Raw genomic sequence first — 20,902 nt, forward strand, 5'->3', positions numbered from 1 at the left:
TCCGAACGGGGCCGGCATCCGTTCGAAGAGGTCGATGCTCACGCCCGGTCCGCTGACATTGTGGTCGGACTTCATGAGCGCGTCGGCGGCGTAGATGCCGGCCGGTCCGGCACCGACGACGGCGACGCGAAGAGGGCGTACAACGTTCTCGCCGAGTGAGATTGGTGCCGCAGTAGCAACAGCTCCGGTGGTCATGGAATTCTTCCGCGCTTTCTTGTCATGGGTCGAAATGAGCGTGCCGTCGTCGGTCGACCTGCCTGTCACAGACACCGCGCCGGTGAGACATCACCCGATGTGATCAGCTCTGGCGCGCGCGCACTTCGTAGGCTTGTCTGGTGCCGGCGTCGACGTCGTCCAAAAACGCTGTGTCGGTGTGCAGTCTGCGGTTGAGGGCTTCGCTCACCTGGTGGGGGAAGAATTTTTGGCTGGCGGCGAGGGCACCGACGAGCGCGGGCACCCGGACCTTGGACTTGGGGTGCTCGATCAACGCAACAATGGCACGAGCGATGTCCCCGGGCTCGCAATTCTTCTGTCCTGGAACGCCTTTGAGTCCTGCACTGAGCTCGGTGTTGACGAAGGACGGCAGTACCGCAGAGAACTCGATGCCGGTGCCACGGTGCTCAACACGTGCGGCGTCGGTGAAGCCGACAACGGCATATTTGCTGGCGCAGTAGGTCGCCAGACCGGGCGTGTAGATTTCGCCTGCGAGCGACGCAATGTTGATGACATGTCCACCCCCACGCGGCAGCATTCGCTGAACCGCAAGTTTGGACCCGGTGATCACACCGAGGACATTGATGTCCAGAATTCGCCGAGTGACGTCATCGGGTTCGTCCGCGATACGTCCCGTCGGCATGATACCGGCGTTGTTGATCATGACGTCGATAGGCCCGAGCGTGGACTCCACGTCATCGAGGAAGGCTTTGAAGGAATCTGCGTCGGTCACGTCCAACTTGCCGTAGCTGGCCAGTCCGAGCCTGGTCGCAGACTCCTTGACCTTGACCTCGTCGATATCCCCGATAGCGACCTTGGCCCCGAGATCGGCCAGGACCGTCGCGGTCGCGAGACCGATTCCGCGTGCGCCGCCGGTGATCGCAACGACGCGACCGCGAAGAGAGTGTGCCATCGTCTTCTGTCCTTCTGTCGTAGAAACAAGAGATTGGAGTGAGTCCGCACGAGGGGTCTACCGGCAGTCGTTACGCTCACGACCGGTGTTCGTCCGCATCGGGTCAACGCAGTCTGCACCGCTTGTGATGTGCATTACGTTGTATGAGAATCGCACAACCGGCTGCGAATTTCTTGACCAGTTCAACCAAGTCGATGGTCACTTTTTGTACTTTGAGTCCAAACGAAGGTGGTAACAGATGTCCGTTGAAGATGAGGCCACGACCTGGATCCAGGAATTTTCCGCAGAGGCGCTGGTCCCTGACGTTCTCGATGGGTTCGTCTCATGGTTCGCCGCTGCGATAGCAACAGAGGTCGCCGACGTGTCGACTGATCGGGAGCTGCGCCGCGACCTTACAGCCAGCACGCGGGATCAAGGGCGGGCACTGTTGATCTGGCTCACCGGCGACTCGACCGAGGTGGACCTTCCTCATGCAGCCCATGATCTCGCGCGCACGATAGCTCGACGCGGTTTGCACTTGCGGGTTCTGATGCAGATCTACCGGGTGGGGCAGAAGTCGTTACTGAGATTTGCGGCGGATACTGCACGCGAACGCATTACGGATCCTGCCCTGGAATCGGCGGTATTGATCTCGCTCCTCGAGCGCGCGTACCACTGGCTCAACGTGTCGATGGAAATCCTGACCGATACCTACACCGAGGAGCGAGAACGTGGCCTGAGCGGCGCTTTCGCCCGTCAGGCGGAGACGGTGCACGCGATCATCCGAGGAGAGATCATCGACACCGCGGCAGCGTCGAGTCACCTGAAGAACTACCCGCTGACTCGGCACAACACTGCGCTGGTGCTGCGATTCGAGGGTGCGGTGCCCGAGCAGGTCGAGGACGTGATCGGCATCGTGGAGTCCGTTGCACGCGCGATCGCGGCACACATCGACGCTCATCAGGTGCTGACCGTACCGTCGGGATCGAGAGGACTCTGGGCATGGCTGTCGACGCACGACGAACCAACTCTTGCTGCCGACGATATCCAGACACACCTACCGACCGGCGTATCGATCGCGGTGGGAAACCCTGGAAAGGGAATTCGGGGATTCCGGCAAAGCCACACCGAAGCGATTGCTGCACAGAAAATCTCGGAATTCCAGGCCCCCGCGGCTGCACTTACCTACTACCGCGACGTCGAAGTTGTCCATCTGCTCGACGGCCATGCCGAGGCCGCGAGGGAGCTGGTGTCGCGAGAACTACACGGCCTCGACGGTAATGACTCGACCTCCGTCCAGCTGCGTCGTACGCTGGCGACCTACCTCGAAGTCAATCACAGTCCTGATGCGGCCGCGCGTGCGCTCGGCGTGCACAAGAACACCGTAAGGTACCGAATCCAGCGCGCCGAGGAGATGCTCGGGCGTCCCATCGGTCGCAACCGACTCGAGCTCGAACTCGCGTTGCGCTACGCAGCGATCTACGGCACGGCAGCCGCGCACGTCGACAGGTGACAAGACGCCTCCGTTCAGGTGATCGATGGACCACTATCCATATCAATCGGTCCGTTCGCCGTGCAAAGCGGTCGACGGTCGTCACGGCGTCCGGTCAAGCGGCACAGGAATATTCGGCAACATCATTGACAAATCGGGGTGGCATAGAACAAACTCGAGTCGAAATCTGACAGGACGCTCTGTCAGATACTCCGCGGAAGTCGAGGCTGTTCATGCCAAAAATCTTGGCCGATCCACCATCACAATCGACGCTACTTCCGATCTCCGGCAGATCCGGACTTCCAGGAATCGGCCATTCCCTCGAATACATCCGAGATCCACTGAATCTGATGCAAAAGCAATGGGAAACCTTCGGCGAGATCTCCTGGTTTTCGATGGTCGGCAAGCGTTGGGTGGCGGTCCTCGGACCCGACGCATGCCAAGAAGTGCTGCTGAACAAGGACAAAGCGTTCGCCAACGGCGACGGTTGGTCGATTCTGATCGGACCGTTCTTCCATGGCGGACTCATGCTTCTCGATTCGGACGAACACCTGCGACATCGCCGAATCATGCAGCAGGCCTTCACCAACTCACGTCTGCAGAAGACCGTTGATGCGCTCAACCCTGCAATTGCCTCGGCCTTGGACGGCTGGACACCCACCAACGACTTCCACGCCTACACCGCGCTCAAATCTCTTACCCTCGACCTCGCTACTGACATCTTCATGGGTGGCGCGGAGAACTCCAGTGAGCAGGAAATCCTCGCTGTCCAAAACGCATTCATCGACTGCGTGCAAGCAGCAACATCGCTGATCCGGTATCGCGTTCCAGGCACCAGATGGAAGCGAGGACTCGATGGGCGAAAGATTTTGGACAAATTCTTTCGACAGTATCTGCCGGCGCGGCGTTCTGCCGAGACGGACGACTTGTTTTCAGTGCTGTGCCATATCGAATCGGATGGAGGACAACGCTTCAGCGACGACGAAGTGGTCGACCACATGATTTTCCTCCTCATGGCTGCGCATGACACCTCTACCATCACCCTTTCGACGATGATGCAGTATCTCGGTCAGTATCCGGAGTGGCGGGACCGATGCCGGGCCGAGTCGCTGGCGTTGGGGACGACGTCACCGACCTACGCCGACCTCGACGGTCTCGGCAGCCTTGATCTGGTGATGAAGGAATGTCTCCGCATCGTCTCTCCGGTACCGGTGATGGCACGACTGGCGACCCGTGACACCCAAATACAAGGTCACCACGTACCTGCCGGGACATACGCGGCCGTCGTGCCGCACTTCACCCATCACATGTCGCAGTACTGGCCCGACCCCGAACACTTCGATCCGGAGCGCTTCGCCGAGCACCGACGCGAAGACAAGGTGCACCGTTATGCCTGGGAGCCGTTCGGCGGCGGCGTGCACAAATGTCTGGGAATGCACTTCGCAGGCGCGGAGATCAAAGCCATCATGCACCACCTACTTCTTCGCTTCGACTGGCACGTCGAAGCTGAGTACGTGGCACCGCTCAACTTCACCTCCCTGCCCTTCCCGTCCGACGGACAGCCGATCGATCTACAATTTCTCGATACCGAAGTCCGTTGATCTGAAACATTTAGAGGGCGGACATGCGGTGGCACGAATAGACCGAACATGCCGAGTGCACCTCGGTCCAAGTCCCAGAATCGGTAGCTTTGCAGGCACATCGACGCCAGGTGAGAAATCGGCTCACGGTCGCAGGACGACTCGGAATCACGTAGATGGAAGCCTACTTGCCGTTTGATGTATTGCTCGACCAGTGCACAAACCACGCAAGTCGTCGGAGCCCTCCGCGCTAGCGGGGAGGTAAACCGTTGCGATCATTTCTGTACATTCGAGGGAGTGACTGCATTCTTGTTCGGAAGCAATGCATGTGAAGCATCTCTTGCCAAAGGGACAAGCCGAGCGTTTTCACGGGTCGGCTTGCGAGGCGGAAGCAAGACGGCTGGTTGCCATATGCACGATTGCCGGGTAGGCGTCTTTATGTGCCGCGCGGTAGCATGTTTCGCTCCCCCGCTGCCGGGAAAACCGTTGGCGATTCGGGTGGAGCGAGTTCGGGCTATCAGTCCTCGAACTGATCGCCCGGGTTTATCTGCTGATGTCGGCCCGCGCCAGTCGGGGCTACTTGACGCGATCGAAAGCTCCTGCCTGACTGGGTCATCCGCGCCGAGGGCGAGATGTGGGCGTTGACTCTCGCCGAATGAATTGATGACCTCGGCGCGTCTGGGATCGACGGGGCGAAGAATCCCTCCACCTGCTTTCGATGAACCGCGAGCGGGTCGTGTGAACTCAGCAATCCCCCAGCCACCCCATCGACCTTCGGGTGTGATGCATGACCTATCCGGCCGAAAGTCGAATCGATCGAGGATGTATCGGCGCAGCGCTGTCACGTAGAGGCGTACCGGGCCGTCCCTCGCGGGACGCAACGATCTCGGCCGCGATCGACACTGCAGCCTCCGCCGGTGTACGACCACCGATGTCGAGGCCGATCGGTGCGTGAAGTCTGTCCAGTTCTGTGTCGGTGAGACCGATCGAACGCAATTCGCGTTCGCGATTGAGGCATGTCGACCGAGAACCCATCGCGCCGACATAGGCCACGTCCAGTCGGAGGGCTCGAGCAAGTAGTGGAACGTCGAATTTTTCTTCATGGGTGAGTACGCACAGTACCGTGCGTTCATCGAGAATCTGGGTCGTCAGGTAGCGATCCGGCCAATCCACGACCACCTCGTCCGCTTCGGGGAACCTGGCCTGCGTGGCGAACGGCGACCGAGCGTCGCAGACCGTTACGAAGTAGCCCATCAACTTTCCGATTCGGGTGACGGCGCGTGCGTAGTCGATGGCACCGAACACGATCATGCGTGGGGGATGCGCGAAGCTGTGCACGAAAAGTTCAGCCGAAGACTTGCTCGACAGGCTGACAGTTGCTGTCGTCAGCGAGGATTCGCCCTTCGAGAGCATCGCGAACATGTGCGACTCCAACCGCGCGTCCAGCCCAGGATCGCCGGTGCTTCCCTGCAGCCGCCCGTCGAACACGAAGCTGATGGTCTCTTCTTCTTCATCGATTACCGTCGCAATACCGACGGGGATCCGCTGACGGGTAGCGTCTCGAACCGTCTCGAGCATTTGTTGCTGGGCGGGGCTGGGAGAGTTTATGAACACGTCGAGCGTCCCGCCACATGTGAGCCCTACACCGAACGCGTCGTCATCCGAGATGGTGAAGCGTTGACGAGAGGCGTGACCGGTAGCGATCACATCGAGGGCGATGTCTATTACGGCTCCTTCGATGCACCCTCCCGAGATGCTGCCGACAATGACGCCGTCGTCGGAAATCGCCATGGTGGTACCGGCACCGAGAGGTGCGCTGCCGTGGGTGTCGATGACGGTGGCAAGGGCGTACTTGACGTGGTCTCGCTGCCATCGGACGAGATGGTCGAGGATCTCGCGCATCCTGCCTCCTTGAGCCCTGTATCGTAGACTAATTAACACTAGTAAATCGCGAAAAATCAGCCTTGTCGGTGGGGGCGCTGGCCCCGTTGGGAATCATGAGGATCATGGCTGCACACACAGATAGGCGCTCTGCCCCCGGACCGTCTGTGACGAGGGCCGACGTACTCGACAGCGCGCTGAGTTTGTTCGCGGAGCGCGGGTACCACGGCACCTCGCTCAAGCACGTCGCCGAACGGCTCGAAATCAGGACCCCGAGCCTCTACAACCATATGGAGTCCAAAAGCGCTCTCCTGACCGAGATCGTCCTCTCCACGCTCGGCAAGGTGGTGTCGGATTTCGACCAGGTGGTCGCTGAGGTTCACGAGCCCGTCGAGCGGCTTCAGCGAGCAACCGAGGTGTATGCGCTGCATCATGCCACCCATCCGCGCGAGGCATTGGTGGTCAACCAGGACTCGGTGCATCTCGATGAGCCTGACCGGACGACAGTCCAGCGCATCAGACGTGAGCACGAGCGGGCCTTCCGGCAGATCATCATCGATGGGGAGAGGACCGGCGACTTCGTGGTCGAAACCCCGAAGCTGGCGTCGTTCGCTATTCGTGAGATGTGTGTCAGCATCGCTCGGTGGTTCCACGAGGGTGGCGAATTGACAGCTGGGGATGTCGCCCGCCAGTACAGCAATTATGCGTTGGAAATGGTCGGTGTGCAGATCCTCCCGTCGGCGCGGCGGTCCACAGCGCGTGAGCGAGCGATGACGACGATCACGAATACGGATCGCTGATCCCGACGTAACGCGTATCGAGGTATTCCTCGATACCCTCGATTCCGCCTTCACGTCCGAGTCCGGACTGCTTGACCCCGCCGAACGGGGCTGCTGGGTTCGAGACGACACCGACGTTGATTCCCAACATTCCGGTCTCCAGTTCCTCACTCAGACGCAGTGTGCGAGCAGTGTCTCGAGTGAAGACGTACGCGACCAGACCGTACTCGGTGTCATTGGCGAGCCGGATTGCCTCCGCCTCATCCTCGAAGGTGATGACCGGGGCGACGGGTCCGAAGACTTCCTCCCGTAGAATTCGAGCATCCTCGGGAACGTCGAACAACACGGTCGGGGCGTAGAAATACCCGTCTCGATCCAGTTGGTGACCTCCGGTGAGGACAGTCGCCCCTGCTCGGCGTGCATCTTCGACGAGTTCGTGGACCTTGTCGCGGGATTGTTGGTCGATGAGTGGCCCAACCTCGACGCCCGTCTCGTTGCCCGGACCCAACGTCAGCTTTGCCATAGTGTCGGCGAGCTTCGTTGCGAACTCCGTGGCGAGGGACCGATGGACGATAAAGCGGTTCGCCGCCGTGCAGGCTTCTCCCATGTTGCGCATCTTCGCGGTCATGGCACCGGCGACCGCGGCGTCTACGTCGGCGTCGGCGAACACGACGAACGGGGCGTTGCCCCCAAGCTCCATGGACGTACGCAAGACGCTCTGGGCCGAGTCCGCGAGGAGCCTTTTTCCGATGTCCGTAGATCCGGTGAAGGAAAGCTTCCTCAGCCTGGGGTCCGCAATAAGTGGCCCGGTTACCGCTTCTGCGTTCGAAGTCGGCAGCACGTTGAGGACGCCGGGGGGCAGGCCAACCTCATCGAGAACGTGCGCGAGCAGAAGGGTTGTCAGGGGCGTCAGCTTCGCGGGCTTGATCGTCATGGTGCACCCGGCAGCGATTGCGGGAGCAATCTTTCGGGTTGCCATGGCCAAGGGGAAATTCCATGGGGTGATGAACAAACACGGTCCGACCGGGCGCTTGTGAACCAGCAGGCGAGTCTTACCATCCGGCGCAGTGGCGTACCGACCCGAGATCCGTACCGTCTCTTCTGAGAACCACCGCAGGAATTCGGCACCATAGGCGACTTCACCGCGGGCCTCAGCCAGTGGCTTGCCCATCTCCAGTGTCATCAGCGCGGCGAAGTCGTCGGTGCGGGCGATGACGGCATCGAACGCAGCTCTGAGAAGTTCCGCGCGATCGCGTGGGGCCGTGGCAGCCCAACCTTTCTGGGCTGCCACTGATGCATCCAGGGCCTCGAGTCCGTCGGCCGGGGTTGCATCGGCTACGTCGGCAATTGTCTGTCCGGTAGCAGGATCGTGCACTTGAAAGGTTGCGTTCGTTTCAGCATCACGCCAACCTCCGTTGATGAACACCCCGGTCGGGACGCCGCGCAGGATGTCGAGGGTCGATTCGTTCTTCGTGGACACTTCTGCCTCAATTCTGATCGAACATGATGACTTGCCGGACGGCGTTGCCGTCGGCGAGTTGGTCCATTGCCGCGTTGATGCCGGCGAGGTCGATGCGTGAGGAGATCAGTTTCTCGACCGGCAGCTTGCCTTCGCGCCACAGCTGGGCATACACGGGAATGTCTCGGGCCGGGACGGCTGATCCCAGATAGCTGCCGACGATCGTGCGCGCTTCCGCCACCATTCCGAGCGGGGAGATGGACGAACGTACATGGGGTGGGGGTAGTCCGACAGTGACGGTGATGCCGCCGGGGGCGGTCACGGTGACAGCCGTTTCGAATGCCACCGGATGTCCTGCGGCTTCGATGACGATGGGTGCCTTGATGGCGAGTCGAACCGCGTCGTCGGGCGAATATCCCGCTGAGGCACCCAGCTCGATCGCTTGTGAGACCTTGTCGGAATTGGAGTCGACACCGATGACGTCGCCCTGCCCGAGTGAGAGCGCAGTGATGAGTGCTGCCATGCCGACGCCACCGAGCCCGACGACGATGACGGTGTCGCCGGGTTGCGGGGGCGCAACGTTGAGGATCGCTCCCCCACCGGTCAGTACCGCACAACCCAGCACAGCGGCCACGTCGGGCGGTACGTCGTCGCCGATAGGAACGATGGAGTGGCGATCGACTACCGCGTGTGTGGCAAACGCCGAGACGCCGAGGTGGTGCTTGATGTCGAGTCCGTTGCGGTGCAGCCGAATATCTCCGTTCAGGAGGTGTCCGGCGTTGTTGGCCGCACTTCCTTGCGAACAGGGCAGTTTGCCATCGGTCATACACTGAGTGCACTTCCCGCACCGGGGAAGAAAGGTCATGACCACTCGCTGACCCACACTGAGATCGTCCACGTTGTCCCCGAGCGCCGCGATGCGTCCCGCGGCCTCGTGTCCGAGCAGCATCGGGGTGGGACGGGGCCTGTTGCCGTCGACGACGGACAGATCGGAATGGCAGACGCCGGCGGCTTCGATCCGTACGAGAACTTCACCGGGCCCAGGTGGGTCGAGGCTCAGTTCGCTGATCGAGATGGGTGCGGAATTCCTGTACGGACGTGTGGATCCGCTTGATTCCAAAACAGCACCGATGATGTTCATACTTTCCTTTCGATGTTCCTGATCGGCCAGGGGTGCTCCGGGTGCCAATTCGTCGCGCAGAGCCGTCCCCTAGCGGATCATTCGACTGCTGCAGCCGAAGGACGGTGCAAGCGGTGACGCTGAATTTTTCCCGACCCGGTGCGGGGAATTTCTGGAACGATGATGAAATCATCGGGGATCTTGAAGTGAGACAACAGTATTGCGCAATGCGTGCGCACGGATTCGATGTCGACATGGCCATGTGCCGAGACGATGAACGCGATCGGAACCTCGCCGAGGGCGTCGTGTGGTGCTGCAACGACAGCTGCATCCGCGATGCCGTCGTGCTCGATGAGGACGTCCTCTATCTCCGCGGGATAGATGTTCTCTCCGCCGCGGATAATGAGCTCTTTGATACGGCCGGTGATGCGGATGAAGCCGTTGGGGTCACGCCGTGCCAGGTCTCCGGTGTGGTACCAGCCGTTGGTCAGCACGTCATCGGTGGCCGCGACGAGGTTGTGGTAGCCCTGCATGACATTGGGGCCCTGTACCCACAATTCGCCTTCTCCGCCGGCGGCGGCGTCGGTTCCGGACGCCGGGTCGATCAGTCTTACGGTGAGCCCTGGTAGGGGCAGTCCGCACGATCCTGCGACTCGGCTTCCCTCGGGGGAGTTCATGGTCACCATGGTCGATGTCTCGGTGATGCCGTATCCGTCCAGCAACGGAACCTGTGCGAACTCCTCGAAAGCGTCGTTGAGGGCGGTCGCCATCAAAGCGCCTGCCGAGACGCACAGCCGTAATGCCGGTGCATCGAGTCTCGGCTCTGTTGCGGTGTCGAGAAGGTAGCGGAACATGGTCGGAACACCAGGGAGAACGGTGATCTCGTCGTCGGCGAGCATCCGTAGGACTTGTGTCGGAGAGAATCGCGGCAACAGGTGTTCGGTCGCTCCGGTTGCGGCGACACCCACGACACACAGCACGAGTGCGTAAGAATGAAAGAGCGGTAGCGCCGACAAGACCACGTCGGAACTGCTCAGGCCAGCGATGGGCGACCAACATGCAGCGACCACCCACAGGCACCCGCGCTGGGTCAGGTGTACGCCTTTCGGTCTCCCGGTGGTACCGGAGGTGTAGAGCATCCAGCACCACGAGTCGAGACCGAGGTGATCGGGTGCGGCCACTGACGACTCCGTCGACACGAGATCGGCGTAGGCGACCACGCGGACGGAGCTTGTGTTCAAGAGGGGCTGAGAAGGGAGGCCGGTCACGATGACGAGCTCGACTGCCGACTCCTCGATCGACGTCCGGCCGATCAGGTCCAGTACCGCCTCCACGTGTGCGTGGTCGGTGAGGATCGCCCTAGCGCCCGAGTCCTCGAGAATGTGCTCGAACTCGGATGCGGTACCACCTGGGTTGGCACACACAGTAATCAGGCCCGATCGCGGCGCGACGAGGTAGCCCTCTGCCACCTCGACGCAATTGTCGAGATACATCAGGAGCCGGTCCCCGGACGCGAGGCCCGACTCGAGTAGATGGCCCGCCAGACGCCGCGTACGTACATCCAGCTCGGCGTAGGTCACCGCGTTGAACTGATCCCTGAAGGCGATCGTGTCGGGTCGCTCGGCGCTGTGCCTGGCCAGGAGCTCGGGAATGGGCACAATCACATCGGCGTGAAGCACGGTTCCTCCTTGTACTAATGATCGTTAGTTAGCGTACTCCCCGCGGTGCGCCAACGGAAGCCTGCTCAGACGCGGAGGCTGACGACGACCGCCCAGCGAGGCCGAAATGGCACCGCTTGACGTGAGGTCGATCACAGTTGATACTAACGTATATTAGTTAGTTCATATACTCGCCGGTCCGCGGCGTTCCACGAGAGGAATTTCATGTCATTCGTCCGGCCCAGCCAAGGGCACTCGCACGAGGCACCGGTGGAACCAGCCGTCCAGACGGTCGCGAGTTCCGACGACTTCGTCCAATTGGAGTATCGCCGAACACGATTTGTCCGCACGGCTCTGATCGTCGCCGGCCTGTGGTTCGGTACCTTTCTGTTGTTGACCGCATATGCCCACGACTTCATGGCTCATGCCTTGGTTCCGGGGTTGACGGTCGCCTACGCGCTGGGACTGTCACAGTTCGTACTCGTCTGGGTAGTGACCGCGGCGTATCTGCGTACCTCGACACGAACCTTCGCGCCACTGGAGGATCGAGCGCTGGCGGTACTCGTCGACGGCACGCCGGCAGGAGAGCGGGCATGAACCTAACTCGTTTGTTCTTCTTTGCAGCTGTACTCGCCATCACGATCGTCGTGACCTTCTGGGCCGCACGACGGACCAGCACCCAATCCGATTTCTACGCCGCAGGACGAAGCGTCACCGGCGCACAGAACGGGTTCGCGATCTCGGGTGACCTCATGTCGGCTGCGACGTTCCTCGGCTTCACGGGCCTGATCTTCCTGACCGGTTTCGACGGCTGGGTCCTCGCGACGGCGGCGATATTCGCGTTCCTGCTCATCCTGCTGTTGTTCGCTGAGAAGATGCGTAACGCCGGTCAATACACCATCGCCGACGTCCTGTCTTTCCGCTTCAGCAAACGTCCGGTACGAGCCGCAACGTCGGTGGCGACCCTTGTCGTCGTGGTCTTTTATCTGATCGCTCAGCTGGTCGGTGCCGGGGTGCTCATTCGCGCGCTGACCGGAATGAGCTTCACCCCAGCAGTCATCATCACCGGTGTGGCCATGCTCATCTATGTAGTCTTCGGCGGAATGCTCGCCACCACGTGGGTGCAGATCATCAAGGCAGTGTTGTTGCTAATCGTCGGCGGTGCGATGTGCGTCGGTGTGCTGTGGAAATTCGACTTCAATCCGCTGTCGCTGTTTCAGGCGGCCGCCGACAACCATCCCAAGGGCGACGCGTACCTGGCACCGGGCGGCGCGAGTGCGAACCCGCTCAACACCCTGTCCTCGGCTGTCGCTTATGCGATCGGAACGGCCGCTCTTCCCCATATTCTGATCAGGTTCTTCACCGTGCCCGACGCGCGGGCCGCGCGTAAATCGGTGGGATGGGCCGTGGGAATCATCGGGATCTTCTTCATCATGACCTCGATCATCGGATACGGCGCGCGAGCGTTGCTACCGGTCGGCTCCGAGAAAGCCACCGCAGGAGGCAACCTGACCGCGCCGCTGCTCGCTCAACATCTCGGAGGTGGCGAGGGGACCTTCGGTGGAGACGTCTTCATCGCCCTGGTCAGTGCGGTCGCGTTCGCGACGATTCTCGCCGTGGTGGCCGGTCTGGTGTTGTCCGCTTCGGGTGCACTCTCACACGACCTGTGGTTCAACGTCGTCAAAAAGCGTGCCGCAACCGAGCGGGAGGGCGCGGTGGTGGCCCGCATGGCAGCCGGCGGAGTCGGTGTTGTGGCAATAGTGCTGACGCTCATGCTCGGCCCGGGCATCAATGTCGCCATCCTGGTAGGGCTCGCGTTGTCCATCGCCGCCAGTGCCAACTTCCCCGCACTCGCATTGAGCCTGAGCTGGAAGCGCTTCAACACGACAGGGGCAGTGATCGGTATTGGTGTCGGGTTGGTGACCTCGGTCGTGCTGATCGTCCTGGGCCCGCAGGTGTGGCCGGGAGGCGCGGGGGCCGCACCGTTCCCCCTGACCTTCCCGGTACTGGTTTCGATTCCTGCCGGATTCCTGGCGTGCTGGCTCGGAACGATGATTGGCAAACCCGACCGCCGCCAAGCCGAAGCATTCACTGAGCTTCGGGTCCGATCTCAGGTGGGGTTGGGCGCAGAGACGTCCTGACGATCCGGTTCAGTAGCCCGCGTGATCCTGCGGGCTACTGAACCGGTGTCGCGACGCCGGATTCACCCGAACGCGGACTCGAACAGCGCCCTTGTGTCTTTCGGGATGTCGGTCGGACGACGGGTGGCGCGGTCGACGTAGACGTGCACCCACGTTCCCACCGCCGCGACACTGGTGGATTCCGAAGCACTCGCTGAAAACAACCCGAGCTCGTACGTCACACTCGTCCGACCGAGGCGTACGACCCTCAGGCCGACCTGCAACCGGTCCGGGAAAGCCAACTGGTGATGGAAACGACACCCGGACTCCACCACCACCGCCAGCTCTTGTGAGGTCGACGGGTCGACGCCGGTTCGCTCGATGAGCCAACCGTTGATCGCGGCATCGAACAGTTGGTAATACACCGCATTGTTGAGGTGGCCATACATATCGTTGTCCGACCATCGCGTTGTGGCGTCTCGACGCTCGACGTACATCGCGACAGTGCTCGGACGGGGTCGGTCGCTGGTAGTGCTGTTCAAGAATGTCCTCCTGGGCTCGGCCGGGTGTAACCGGTAAGAACGTGTTCGGCGAGAAGGGCAGCCACCCTGTTGACACTGACTATCACACCCACCTACCCTACGGCTAACGAATATTAGTTAGGAATGATGTTGTGGAACTGACCAATACGTTCACCGTCGATCTGCCCGTCGATCAGACATGGTCCGCGCTGCTCGATCTGGGACGAGTGATCCCCTGCTTGCCCGGCGCAGCTGTGTTGAGCCTGGACGGCGACGAGTTCGAAGGAGCCGTCAAGATCAAGGTCGGACCAGTCTCCGCGCAGTACAGGGGTGCGGGGCAGTTCGTGGAGAAAGACCGAGAGAACTACCGAGCTGTCATCAAAGCCGAGGGTAAGGACGTCGGGGGGCAGGGCGGTGCGAAGGCGACGATCACGGCCACTCTCACCGGCCAGGGATCGGGAACAGCGGTACACGTACTGACCGACCTCGCCCTCTCCGGCCGTGCTGCCAGTTTCGGGCGAGGTGTGATCGCCGACGTGTCGGGCAAAATCCTCGGACAGTTCGCCAAGAACCTCGAAGCCGAGATTGTGGGGTCTGGCTCCGATGCCTCGGGAAGCGGTTCGCAGGCGCGACCCAAGACGATCGACGAGGTCGAGCCTCTCGACGTCATGGGGAGCATGAGCGGAACGGTGCTCAAGTGGGCTCTTCCCGGAGTGGGAGTGCTCGCGGCCGTCGTCACATTCGGTGTCGTTGTCGCTCGCCTCGGACGCGGCGGAGTCAAGGCTGCGCCGTCGAACGTTTTCGGCACCGGTCATGGCACCGGGCTGCCGATCGTGATCAACATCGTGCTTTCCGGTGAACGCCGTCCAGCATCGCTTTCCAGCGATCGAGGTCTCGGTGTGATTGTCGACGCAGCGACAGGAGATGCGCGATGAGGGTAGGCGCACTTCAATTGATTGCACTCCCGGATGGGTCCGGGCGGGAAGATCCCCGTGAGGTGCTGTTTCGTCCCGGCGCGGAAAGCGACCCATGGGAGGAGCACTCGGATGTGCTTGGTGTGAACGGCGAGCTGGAGCTCGCGGTCGGCGGGTATCTGATCCGTTCCGGCGACCGCAACATCCTGATCGATGCCGGTGTCGGAACGATCGACAACGGTAAGTATCGCGGCGGACAGTTCTTGGAGAGCCTCAGGCTGAACGGGCTCGAACCTGCGGACATCACCGATGTCGTCCTCACCCATCTTCATTTCGATCACGTCGGATGGACGACGAAAAAGGGTGCAGTCGTTTTCGAGAACGCGACGTACTTCGTGCACGAACAGGATTGGGCGTATTTCGTTGATAGTCAGTCAGCGGAGGCAGGAGCGGTCCGCAAGTTGAACCCGCTGCGGGACCAACTCGAACTCTTTTCGGGCGACCCGACGTTGGCACCCGGAGTCGATGCCCGCCACACGCCGGGGCACACCCCGGGACACACGGCGATCATCGTGTCGAGTGAGGGCCACAGGGCTGCGCTCATCGGGGATCTGGCTCATACGCCCGTCGAGCTCGTGGAACCGGATTGGCACTTCGTTCACGACTTCGACTCGACCGGGGCCGCGGCAGTACGCGCGGCGTTCGTCGACGAGTTCACCGACACCGATACCGACATTTTCGCCGCTCATTTTCCCGACTTGCGTGCGGGGCGTCTGCAGACCAGAGCCGGCGCGCCGCGCTGGACCTACAACAAGGAGTAGTAATTGTGAAACTCGACCTGACCAACAAGACAATCCTCGTCACCGGTGCCGGTAAGGGCCTCGGACGTGCCATCGGTATGGCGTTCGCCAATGAGGGTGCCAACGTTGCGTTCCACTACAACTCCTCTGCCAAAGGTGCCGAGGAGGCGGCTAAGGAGGCGGCGGCCCTCGGAGTGCGCGCCATGGCTGTGGGTGCCGACCTCGCAGATGGCCAAGCCGTCACCGCGGCCGTGGACGCAGTCAAGGCCGAGCTGGGCCCGATCGACGTCTTGATCAACAATTCAGCCGTTACCCAGAGTAAGCCGTTCCTGGAAACGACAGAAGAGGACTGGGCACCGCAGATCGAGATCACCGTCACGGGAACCTTGCGGGTCACCCACGCGGTGTCCAAACAGATGGTCGACTGCAACGTCGAGGGTGCCATCATCAACCTCATGGGCGACTCGGGCCGTGTCGGGGAATCTCGCCTTCTCGTCACCGCCACCACTCGAGCCACAACGGTCGGTCTCACCAAGTCTCTCGCCAAGGAGTTGGCACGATACAAGATCCGCGCGAACGCCGTGTCGATCGCGCTGGTGCAGACCGGAAGCCTCGAAGCGCACACCGGTAACGCCGACGACACGAAGATGAAGAAAATTCTGTCGGCGTACCCGCTTCGCAGACTGGGCACCCCCGCAGATGTCACGCCCACGATCCTTCTATTGGCCTCACCGTTGTCGTCGTGGACCACCGGCCAGATCGTGTCGGTCAACGGCGGATACGCGATGCCATGACGGCCGCACATGGGGAAGCGCCCCGCGGCGCGATCGGCCGGTCGGTTCGGCGGAAGGAAGATGCCCGCCTCATCACCGGCAATGGCCGCTACGTCTCCGATCTCGAGCTACCGCGGATGCGGCATGTTGCCTTCCTCCGAAGCTCCTATGGGCATGCCACGTTGTTGAAGGTCGACGGCGCGGAGGCGAACTCGGTACACGGAGTGCACGGCGTCTTCACTGGTGCCATGCCGGCATTCCGGTCCATCGCGCTCCGCGCCCAATCGGCGTTGCCGTCGTACGTCGAAACAGCACAGCCCATCCTGGCGTGGGAAAAGGTTCGTTTCGCGGGCGAAGCGGTCGCGGCCGTGGTCGCGGAGAGCCGATACGTCGCCGAGGACGCCATCGAACGCATCGATATCGACTACGAGCAGTTGCCGGCCACCGTCTCCGCATGGAAGAAACCGGTAGTTCCCGTCCATGCGGAGGCTCCGGACAATGTCCTGCTCGAACGGACCTTCGACGCCGGCGACGTGGCGGATGCGTTCGCGCGTTCTCACGTTGTCGTCGAACGTGAACTGACCACCAACAGGCATGCCGGCAATCCGATGGAATGCCGCGCGGGAGTTGCGCTTTGGGATCCGGCCGACGACAAACTGACCTTCTGGTCCGGGACTCAAATTCCTCACCTCGTGCGCAATATGCTTGCGGAACTGCTAGGGCTGGCCGAATCGAATGTTCGCGTCATCGCGCCGGACGTCGGGGGTGGCTTCGGCACCAAAGCTGTGCTGTATCCGGAGGATCTCGCACTGTGCGTCATGGCCCGTGAGATGCGTGGCTACCCCATCAAATGGGTCGAGGACCGCGCCGAGCATCTGCTCGCAGCCGCTCATGCGCGAGACCATCGCTACCTCATGAAAGCTGGTTTCGCCGACGATGGGACCCTGCTGGCACTCGATGCCGACATCACCTGCAACGTCGGCGCGTACTCGGTGTATCCGTGGACTGCGGGCATCGAACCCCTCATGGCCGGCGGGTTGCTGTCCGGACCATACCGGTTGGAGAACTACCGTTGCATAACCCGCGGTGTCACCACCAACACCGCTTACGCCGGCCCCTACCGTGGAGTAGCCCGACCCGCGACAGTCTTCGCGATGGAGTCGGTCATGACAGCCGCAGCCGCCGAACTGGGAATGAGCGACCTCGAAATCAGGCGGAAGAACCTGGTGACGCCCGAGGAGATCCCGTACCGCATGCCCAGCCGTCTGGTGGACGACTCCGGTTGGTACGGAGCCTGCCTGGACAAATGCGTCGACGCGATCGACTATCCCAGATTCCTCGCGGAACAACGTCGACGCCGTGAGACGGGAGAGAATCCGATCGGCATCGGCTTCGCGTGTTACAACGAGCTGACCGGACTCGGCCGCGCCGCGGCAGCGGGCCCTCGAATGCCGTTTCGAACCGGCCATGACGCGTGCACCGTCCGAGTCGACCCCGACGGCAAGGTCACCGTGCTCAGCGGAGTGACCAGTCAGGGACAGGGATCCGAGACGACCATTGCGCAGATCGTGGCGGATGCGGTCGGAGTCGCGTATGACGACGTCAACGTTCGCATCGGAGACACCAACGAATCCCTGTGGGGCTTCGGTGCCTTCTCCTCACGTCAAGCGGTCATAGGTGGTGGTGCTGCTCACCGCACAGGCGAAGCCGTCAAGGCGAAGATCCTGCGCCTCGCTGCAGCTCTCCACAATTTCGACGAGGGTGATCTGGCTTGTCGTGACGGTGAAGTATGGGGTCCTGACGACACGAAACCCCTTGCGACCCTAGCCGAGTTGGCGCGCATCGCGTATCTCGAGTCGAACAAGCTGCCCGAAGGAATCGAGCCGGGGCTACAGGCCACGCGTTTCTACGACCCGATCAGGGGGGCCTTCGCCGCAGGTGCGCAAGCTGCGACGATCGAGATCGACCGCCGAACCGGGGATCTGAAGATTTTGAAGTGGGTCTGCACCGAGGACGCCGGAACAGTGATCAACCCGATGATCGTGGAGGGACAGATCGTAGGGTCGATCGCGCAAGGGATCGGCGGAGCGATGTACGAGCACCTGATCTACGACGACGACGGGAACCTCTCCACCGGCAGCCTGCTCGACTACCTGATGCCCACGAGTCACGAAGTGCCCGAGATGATCATCGAACACATCTCGATTCCCGCAGACAACCCCCTCGGTGTCCGCGGCGTCGGTGAGGGCGGCACGCTCGGCCCGAACGCGGTTCTCGCCGGAGCGGTACACGACGCGGTCGGTATCGAAATCCTGAACCTGCCCATCACACCCGCCACATTGTGGGAGGCCATGCAATGATCACCGTGGAAATCGGTGGTGCGGAATTCGCCGAGATAACCATCGATCGTCACCACAAACGCAACGCACTCGACGTAGCGCATCTCGACGAGATCGCCTCGGCTGTCGAGGCGTCCGTTGCCTCCGGTGCACGCGCTGTCCTCATCACAGGATCGGGCTCGGCTTTCAGCGCAGGCGCCGATCTGGACGGGGTTTACGGTGACGGATTCCGGCGCGCCCTCTACGCCGCGATCGACGCCATCACTCATGCCCCGATCCCGGTGATCGCGGCGGTCAACGGACCGGCCATCGGAGCCGGCACGCAGCTCGCAATCGCGTGCGACCTCCGTGTGGCAGCGCCGACGGCGGTGTTCGCCGTCCCGACCGCTCGTAACGGCCTGGCCGTGGACCCATGGACGATCCAACGACTGAACGGCCTCGCGGGAGGAGCAACAACCCGAGCACTCCTGCTCGGATGCGACACCCTCGATGCCCTCGACGCGCACAGTCGTGGCCTCGCGGATCGCATCGGGTCTGTGGAGGATGCCCGCGTGCTCGCCCTCGAGATCGCCACGTTCGCACCGCTTTCCTTGCAGTACTCGAAGACCGCGATCCGAATGCTGACCGAACCCGCATCCTGGGACGGCCAGCTCGACGAACAGTTCGAGCGGTGCTGGAACAGTGCGGACTTCGCCGAGAGCCAGATTGCCCGAGCAGAGAACCGGGCACCAAGATTCGTTGGAAAGTAGGAACCCGTGAAAGCCGCACCGTTCGATTACGTTCGCCCATCGAGCATTGCCGAGGCGATCGACGCCCTGGAGTCGGCAGAAGGCGACGGCAAAGTCATCGCGGGCGGCCAGAGCTTGGTTCCGGTGATGGCAATGCGACTGGGGCGGCCGTCGATCCTCGTCGACATCAACCGCGTGCCCGGCCTGCACTCCATCGAGACCCTCGACGAGAACACTGTTCGAGTCGGTGCTCTCGTCAGGCATGTCGCACTGACGCGGCAGACGCAACTACCTCTGCTCGCCGAGGCCGCCGGATGGATCGGACACAGCGCGATCAGGACCAGAGGGACGACAGGGGGCAGCATCGCTCACGCGGATCCGTCCGCGGAACTGCCTGTCGTCGCGGTTGCTCTCGGAGCAGTCGTGCATGCCCGAGGGCCAGTGGGACCGCGGACGATCACCGCGGAAGACCTCTTCGTGGGAGCGCTGGAAACGTCTCTGTGCGACAGCGAAATTGTCACGGCCATCGATTTCCCGATTCCCGAAGTGGCGGGATTTGCCGAGTTCGCACGCAGACACGGCGATTTCGGGTTGGTGACGGTCGCCGTCGCGCAAGTTCGGGGACACATCCGGATCGCGATCGGTGGGGTCGGAAGCATTCCGGTTCGCCCGCTCGAAGCCGAGGCCATTCTCGCCGACAGCGAGCTCACCGACACCACCCTCTCGCGCGCTGCGCGGGCGGCATCGGAAGCGATCACCACCTCCTCGGATATCCACGCCTCCGCGCGCTACCGGATCGCTATGACCGAGGAGTACACGTATCGCGCTCTCACCCGCGCCATCGGCACCACAGTAGGAGCATCCTGATGCATGTCGAATTCACCCTTAACGGCAACCGGACGTCGATCGACGTCGAGCCCCGCAAGACACTCGCCGATGCTCTCCGTGAAGATCTCGGGCAGACCGGGACTCATCTGGGTTGCGAACACGGGGTGTGCGGCGCGTGCACCATCCTGGTCGACGGAGGGCCGGTACGCGCGTGCCTCATGTTTGCCGTCCAGGCCGATGGATCCTCGATCACCACTGTCGAAGGTATGGCCGGAGACGATGGCACTTTGCATCCGCTCCAACGCGCCTTCTGCGACCGCCATGGCCTCCAGTGCGGTTTCTGCACCCCCGGAATGTTGATGACGGCACTCGATCTGTTGCATCGCGAAGTCAAGCCGAGCCGCGAACGGATTCGCGAAGAGATGTCCGGCAACATCTGTCGCTGCACCGGGTACGTCGGCATCGTCGATGCAGTCGAGGAGGCAGCTGCGGAACTTCACTCGTTGGACTCGACGGTACAGAACCATGACACACCGACCGGGTCGATTTTCGACGTACCGACCAATGAAACCCTCCTGACACCAAGGTCCCGCGAACCGGCAGATCCAACCGTATGAACGACGAGTGATCGTCGTAGCTCGAACCGGATGTGCGATTTTTCAATACCTCGCGGATCATCGCGTTGGCTCGCGGCGAGCCATGCTGTTACGGAGCTTGCCCAATGAGATTGATCGGTCCAGAACAACAGTCGCCGCACCGGCGAAAACTGCGCGCAAAGCGGTCGAATCTTAACCACGAGGCTGAA

Annotated in this window: 19 protein-coding genes; 12 read left to right on the forward strand and 7 right to left on the reverse strand. The window is 61.8% G+C overall.

Annotated elements, in window-relative coordinates:
• Together ACQR3T_RS23420 and ACQR3T_RS23425 are read right to left on the reverse strand one after the other, a co-directional pair.
• Positions 1-195: FAD/NAD(P)-binding protein (locus ACQR3T_RS23420; RefSeq protein WP_428694980.1), on the reverse strand; the 195-nt coding region annotated here is incomplete at its 3' end.
• A 103-nt stretch (positions 196-298) separates the two neighbouring features.
• Complete coding sequence (locus ACQR3T_RS23425) at positions 299-1,126, reverse strand: SDR family oxidoreductase (RefSeq protein ID WP_428694981.1); 828 nt, start codon at positions 1,124-1,126, stop codon at positions 299-301.
• 238 nt (positions 1,127-1,364) lie between these two features.
• Here ACQR3T_RS23425 and ACQR3T_RS23430 point away from each other — a divergent pair, with 238 nt between their 5' ends.
• Positions 1,365-2,618 (forward strand): PucR family transcriptional regulator, encoded by a 1,254-nt coding sequence (locus tag ACQR3T_RS23430; RefSeq protein WP_428694982.1) that lies wholly within the window; start codon positions 1,365-1,367, stop codon positions 2,616-2,618.
• 212 nt (positions 2,619-2,830) lie between these two features.
• Complete coding sequence (locus ACQR3T_RS23435; RefSeq protein WP_428694983.1) at positions 2,831-4,198, forward strand: cytochrome P450; 1,368 nt, start codon at positions 2,831-2,833, stop codon at positions 4,196-4,198.
• Between the two features lie 771 nt (positions 4,199-4,969).
• On the opposite strand, the gene ACQR3T_RS23440 is transcribed toward ACQR3T_RS23435, so the two are convergent.
• The gene (locus ACQR3T_RS23440) at positions 4,970-6,079 is read right to left on the reverse strand and encodes an XdhC family protein (protein ID WP_428694984.1); all 1,110 of its coding nucleotides are present in this window, start codon (positions 6,077-6,079) and stop codon (positions 4,970-4,972) included.
• A 104-nt stretch (positions 6,080-6,183) separates the two neighbouring features.
• On the opposite strand from ACQR3T_RS23440, the gene ACQR3T_RS23445 reads away from it, so the two are divergent.
• A complete protein-coding gene (locus tag ACQR3T_RS23445) occupies positions 6,184-6,858 on the forward strand; it encodes a TetR/AcrR family transcriptional regulator (RefSeq protein ID WP_428694985.1) in 675 nt (224 codons plus the stop codon).
• On the opposite strand, the gene ACQR3T_RS23450 is transcribed toward ACQR3T_RS23445, so the two are convergent.
• From ACQR3T_RS23450 to ACQR3T_RS23460, 3 genes are all read right to left on the reverse strand, one after another.
• Positions 6,839-8,317: an NAD-dependent succinate-semialdehyde dehydrogenase gene (locus ACQR3T_RS23450; protein WP_428694986.1), complete on the reverse strand. Its 1,479-nt coding sequence runs from the start codon at positions 8,315-8,317 to the stop codon at positions 6,839-6,841. The two genes, ACQR3T_RS23445 and ACQR3T_RS23450, sit on opposite strands and share 20 nt — an antisense overlap.
• A 7-nt stretch (positions 8,318-8,324) precedes the next feature.
• Positions 8,325-9,437: an alcohol dehydrogenase catalytic domain-containing protein gene (locus ACQR3T_RS23455; RefSeq protein ID WP_428694987.1), complete on the reverse strand. Its 1,113-nt coding sequence runs from the start codon at positions 9,435-9,437 to the stop codon at positions 8,325-8,327.
• Between the two features lie 77 nt (positions 9,438-9,514).
• Positions 9,515-11,095 carry a class I adenylate-forming enzyme family protein gene (locus ACQR3T_RS23460; RefSeq protein ID WP_428694988.1) on the reverse strand — a complete coding sequence of 527 codons (1,581 nt, stop codon included), beginning with the start codon at positions 11,093-11,095 and terminating at the stop codon, positions 9,515-9,517.
• A 204-nt stretch (positions 11,096-11,299) separates the two neighbouring features.
• On the opposite strand from ACQR3T_RS23460, the gene ACQR3T_RS23465 reads away from it, so the two are divergent.
• Together ACQR3T_RS23465 and ACQR3T_RS23470 are read left to right on the forward strand one after the other, a co-directional pair.
• Complete coding sequence (locus ACQR3T_RS23465; RefSeq protein WP_428694989.1) at positions 11,300-11,671, forward strand: DUF485 domain-containing protein; 372 nt, start codon at positions 11,300-11,302, stop codon at positions 11,669-11,671.
• The gene (locus ACQR3T_RS23470; RefSeq protein WP_428694990.1) at positions 11,668-13,215 is read left to right on the forward strand and encodes a solute symporter family protein; all 1,548 of its coding nucleotides are present in this window, start codon (positions 11,668-11,670) and stop codon (positions 13,213-13,215) included. Before ACQR3T_RS23465 ends, ACQR3T_RS23470 begins: the two co-directional genes overlap by 4 nt.
• Before the next feature lie 62 nt (positions 13,216-13,277).
• Here ACQR3T_RS23470 and ACQR3T_RS23475 read toward each other — a convergent pair whose 3' ends face one another.
• On the reverse strand, positions 13,278-13,691 hold the full coding sequence (locus ACQR3T_RS23475; RefSeq protein ID WP_428695233.1) for an acyl-CoA thioesterase: 414 nt from the start codon (positions 13,689-13,691) through the stop codon (positions 13,278-13,280).
• A 176-nt stretch (positions 13,692-13,867) separates the two neighbouring features.
• On the opposite strand from ACQR3T_RS23475, the gene ACQR3T_RS23480 reads away from it, so the two are divergent.
• Genes ACQR3T_RS23480 through ACQR3T_RS23510 form a run of 7 tightly spaced genes read left to right on the forward strand, consistent with a single transcriptional unit; the run spans position 13,868 to position 20,714 of the window.
• Positions 13,868-14,650 (forward strand): SRPBCC family protein, encoded by a 783-nt coding sequence (locus tag ACQR3T_RS23480; protein ID WP_428694991.1) that lies wholly within the window; start codon positions 13,868-13,870, stop codon positions 14,648-14,650.
• Positions 14,647-15,450: an MBL fold metallo-hydrolase gene (locus ACQR3T_RS23485; RefSeq protein WP_428694992.1), complete on the forward strand. Its 804-nt coding sequence runs from the start codon at positions 14,647-14,649 to the stop codon at positions 15,448-15,450. The genes ACQR3T_RS23480 and ACQR3T_RS23485 overlap by 4 nt, the downstream gene beginning before the upstream one ends.
• A 5-nt stretch (positions 15,451-15,455) precedes the next feature.
• Entirely contained in the window at positions 15,456-16,223 is a 768-nt protein-coding gene (locus tag ACQR3T_RS23490) for an SDR family NAD(P)-dependent oxidoreductase (RefSeq protein ID WP_428694993.1), read from the forward strand.
• Complete coding sequence (locus ACQR3T_RS23495; protein ID WP_428694994.1) at positions 16,220-18,562, forward strand: xanthine dehydrogenase family protein molybdopterin-binding subunit; 2,343 nt, start codon at positions 16,220-16,222, stop codon at positions 18,560-18,562. Before ACQR3T_RS23490 ends, ACQR3T_RS23495 begins: the two co-directional genes overlap by 4 nt.
• On the forward strand, positions 18,559-19,290 hold the full coding sequence (locus ACQR3T_RS23500; protein WP_428694995.1) for an enoyl-CoA hydratase: 732 nt from the start codon (positions 18,559-18,561) through the stop codon (positions 19,288-19,290). Before ACQR3T_RS23495 ends, ACQR3T_RS23500 begins: the two co-directional genes overlap by 4 nt.
• Positions 19,291-19,296: 6 nt before the next feature.
• Complete coding sequence (locus tag ACQR3T_RS23505) at positions 19,297-20,136, forward strand: FAD binding domain-containing protein (RefSeq protein WP_428694996.1); 840 nt, start codon at positions 19,297-19,299, stop codon at positions 20,134-20,136.
• On the forward strand, positions 20,136-20,714 hold the full coding sequence (locus ACQR3T_RS23510) for a (2Fe-2S)-binding protein (RefSeq protein WP_428694997.1): 579 nt from the start codon (positions 20,136-20,138) through the stop codon (positions 20,712-20,714). The genes ACQR3T_RS23505 and ACQR3T_RS23510 overlap by 1 nt, the downstream gene beginning before the upstream one ends.
• The last annotated feature ends 188 nt before the right edge of the window (positions 20,715-20,902 follow it).

Source organism: Rhodococcus sp. IEGM1428, from assembly GCF_050321865.1.
In the GTDB taxonomy this organism is placed as follows: Bacteria; Actinomycetota; Actinomycetes; order Mycobacteriales; family Mycobacteriaceae; genus Rhodococcoides.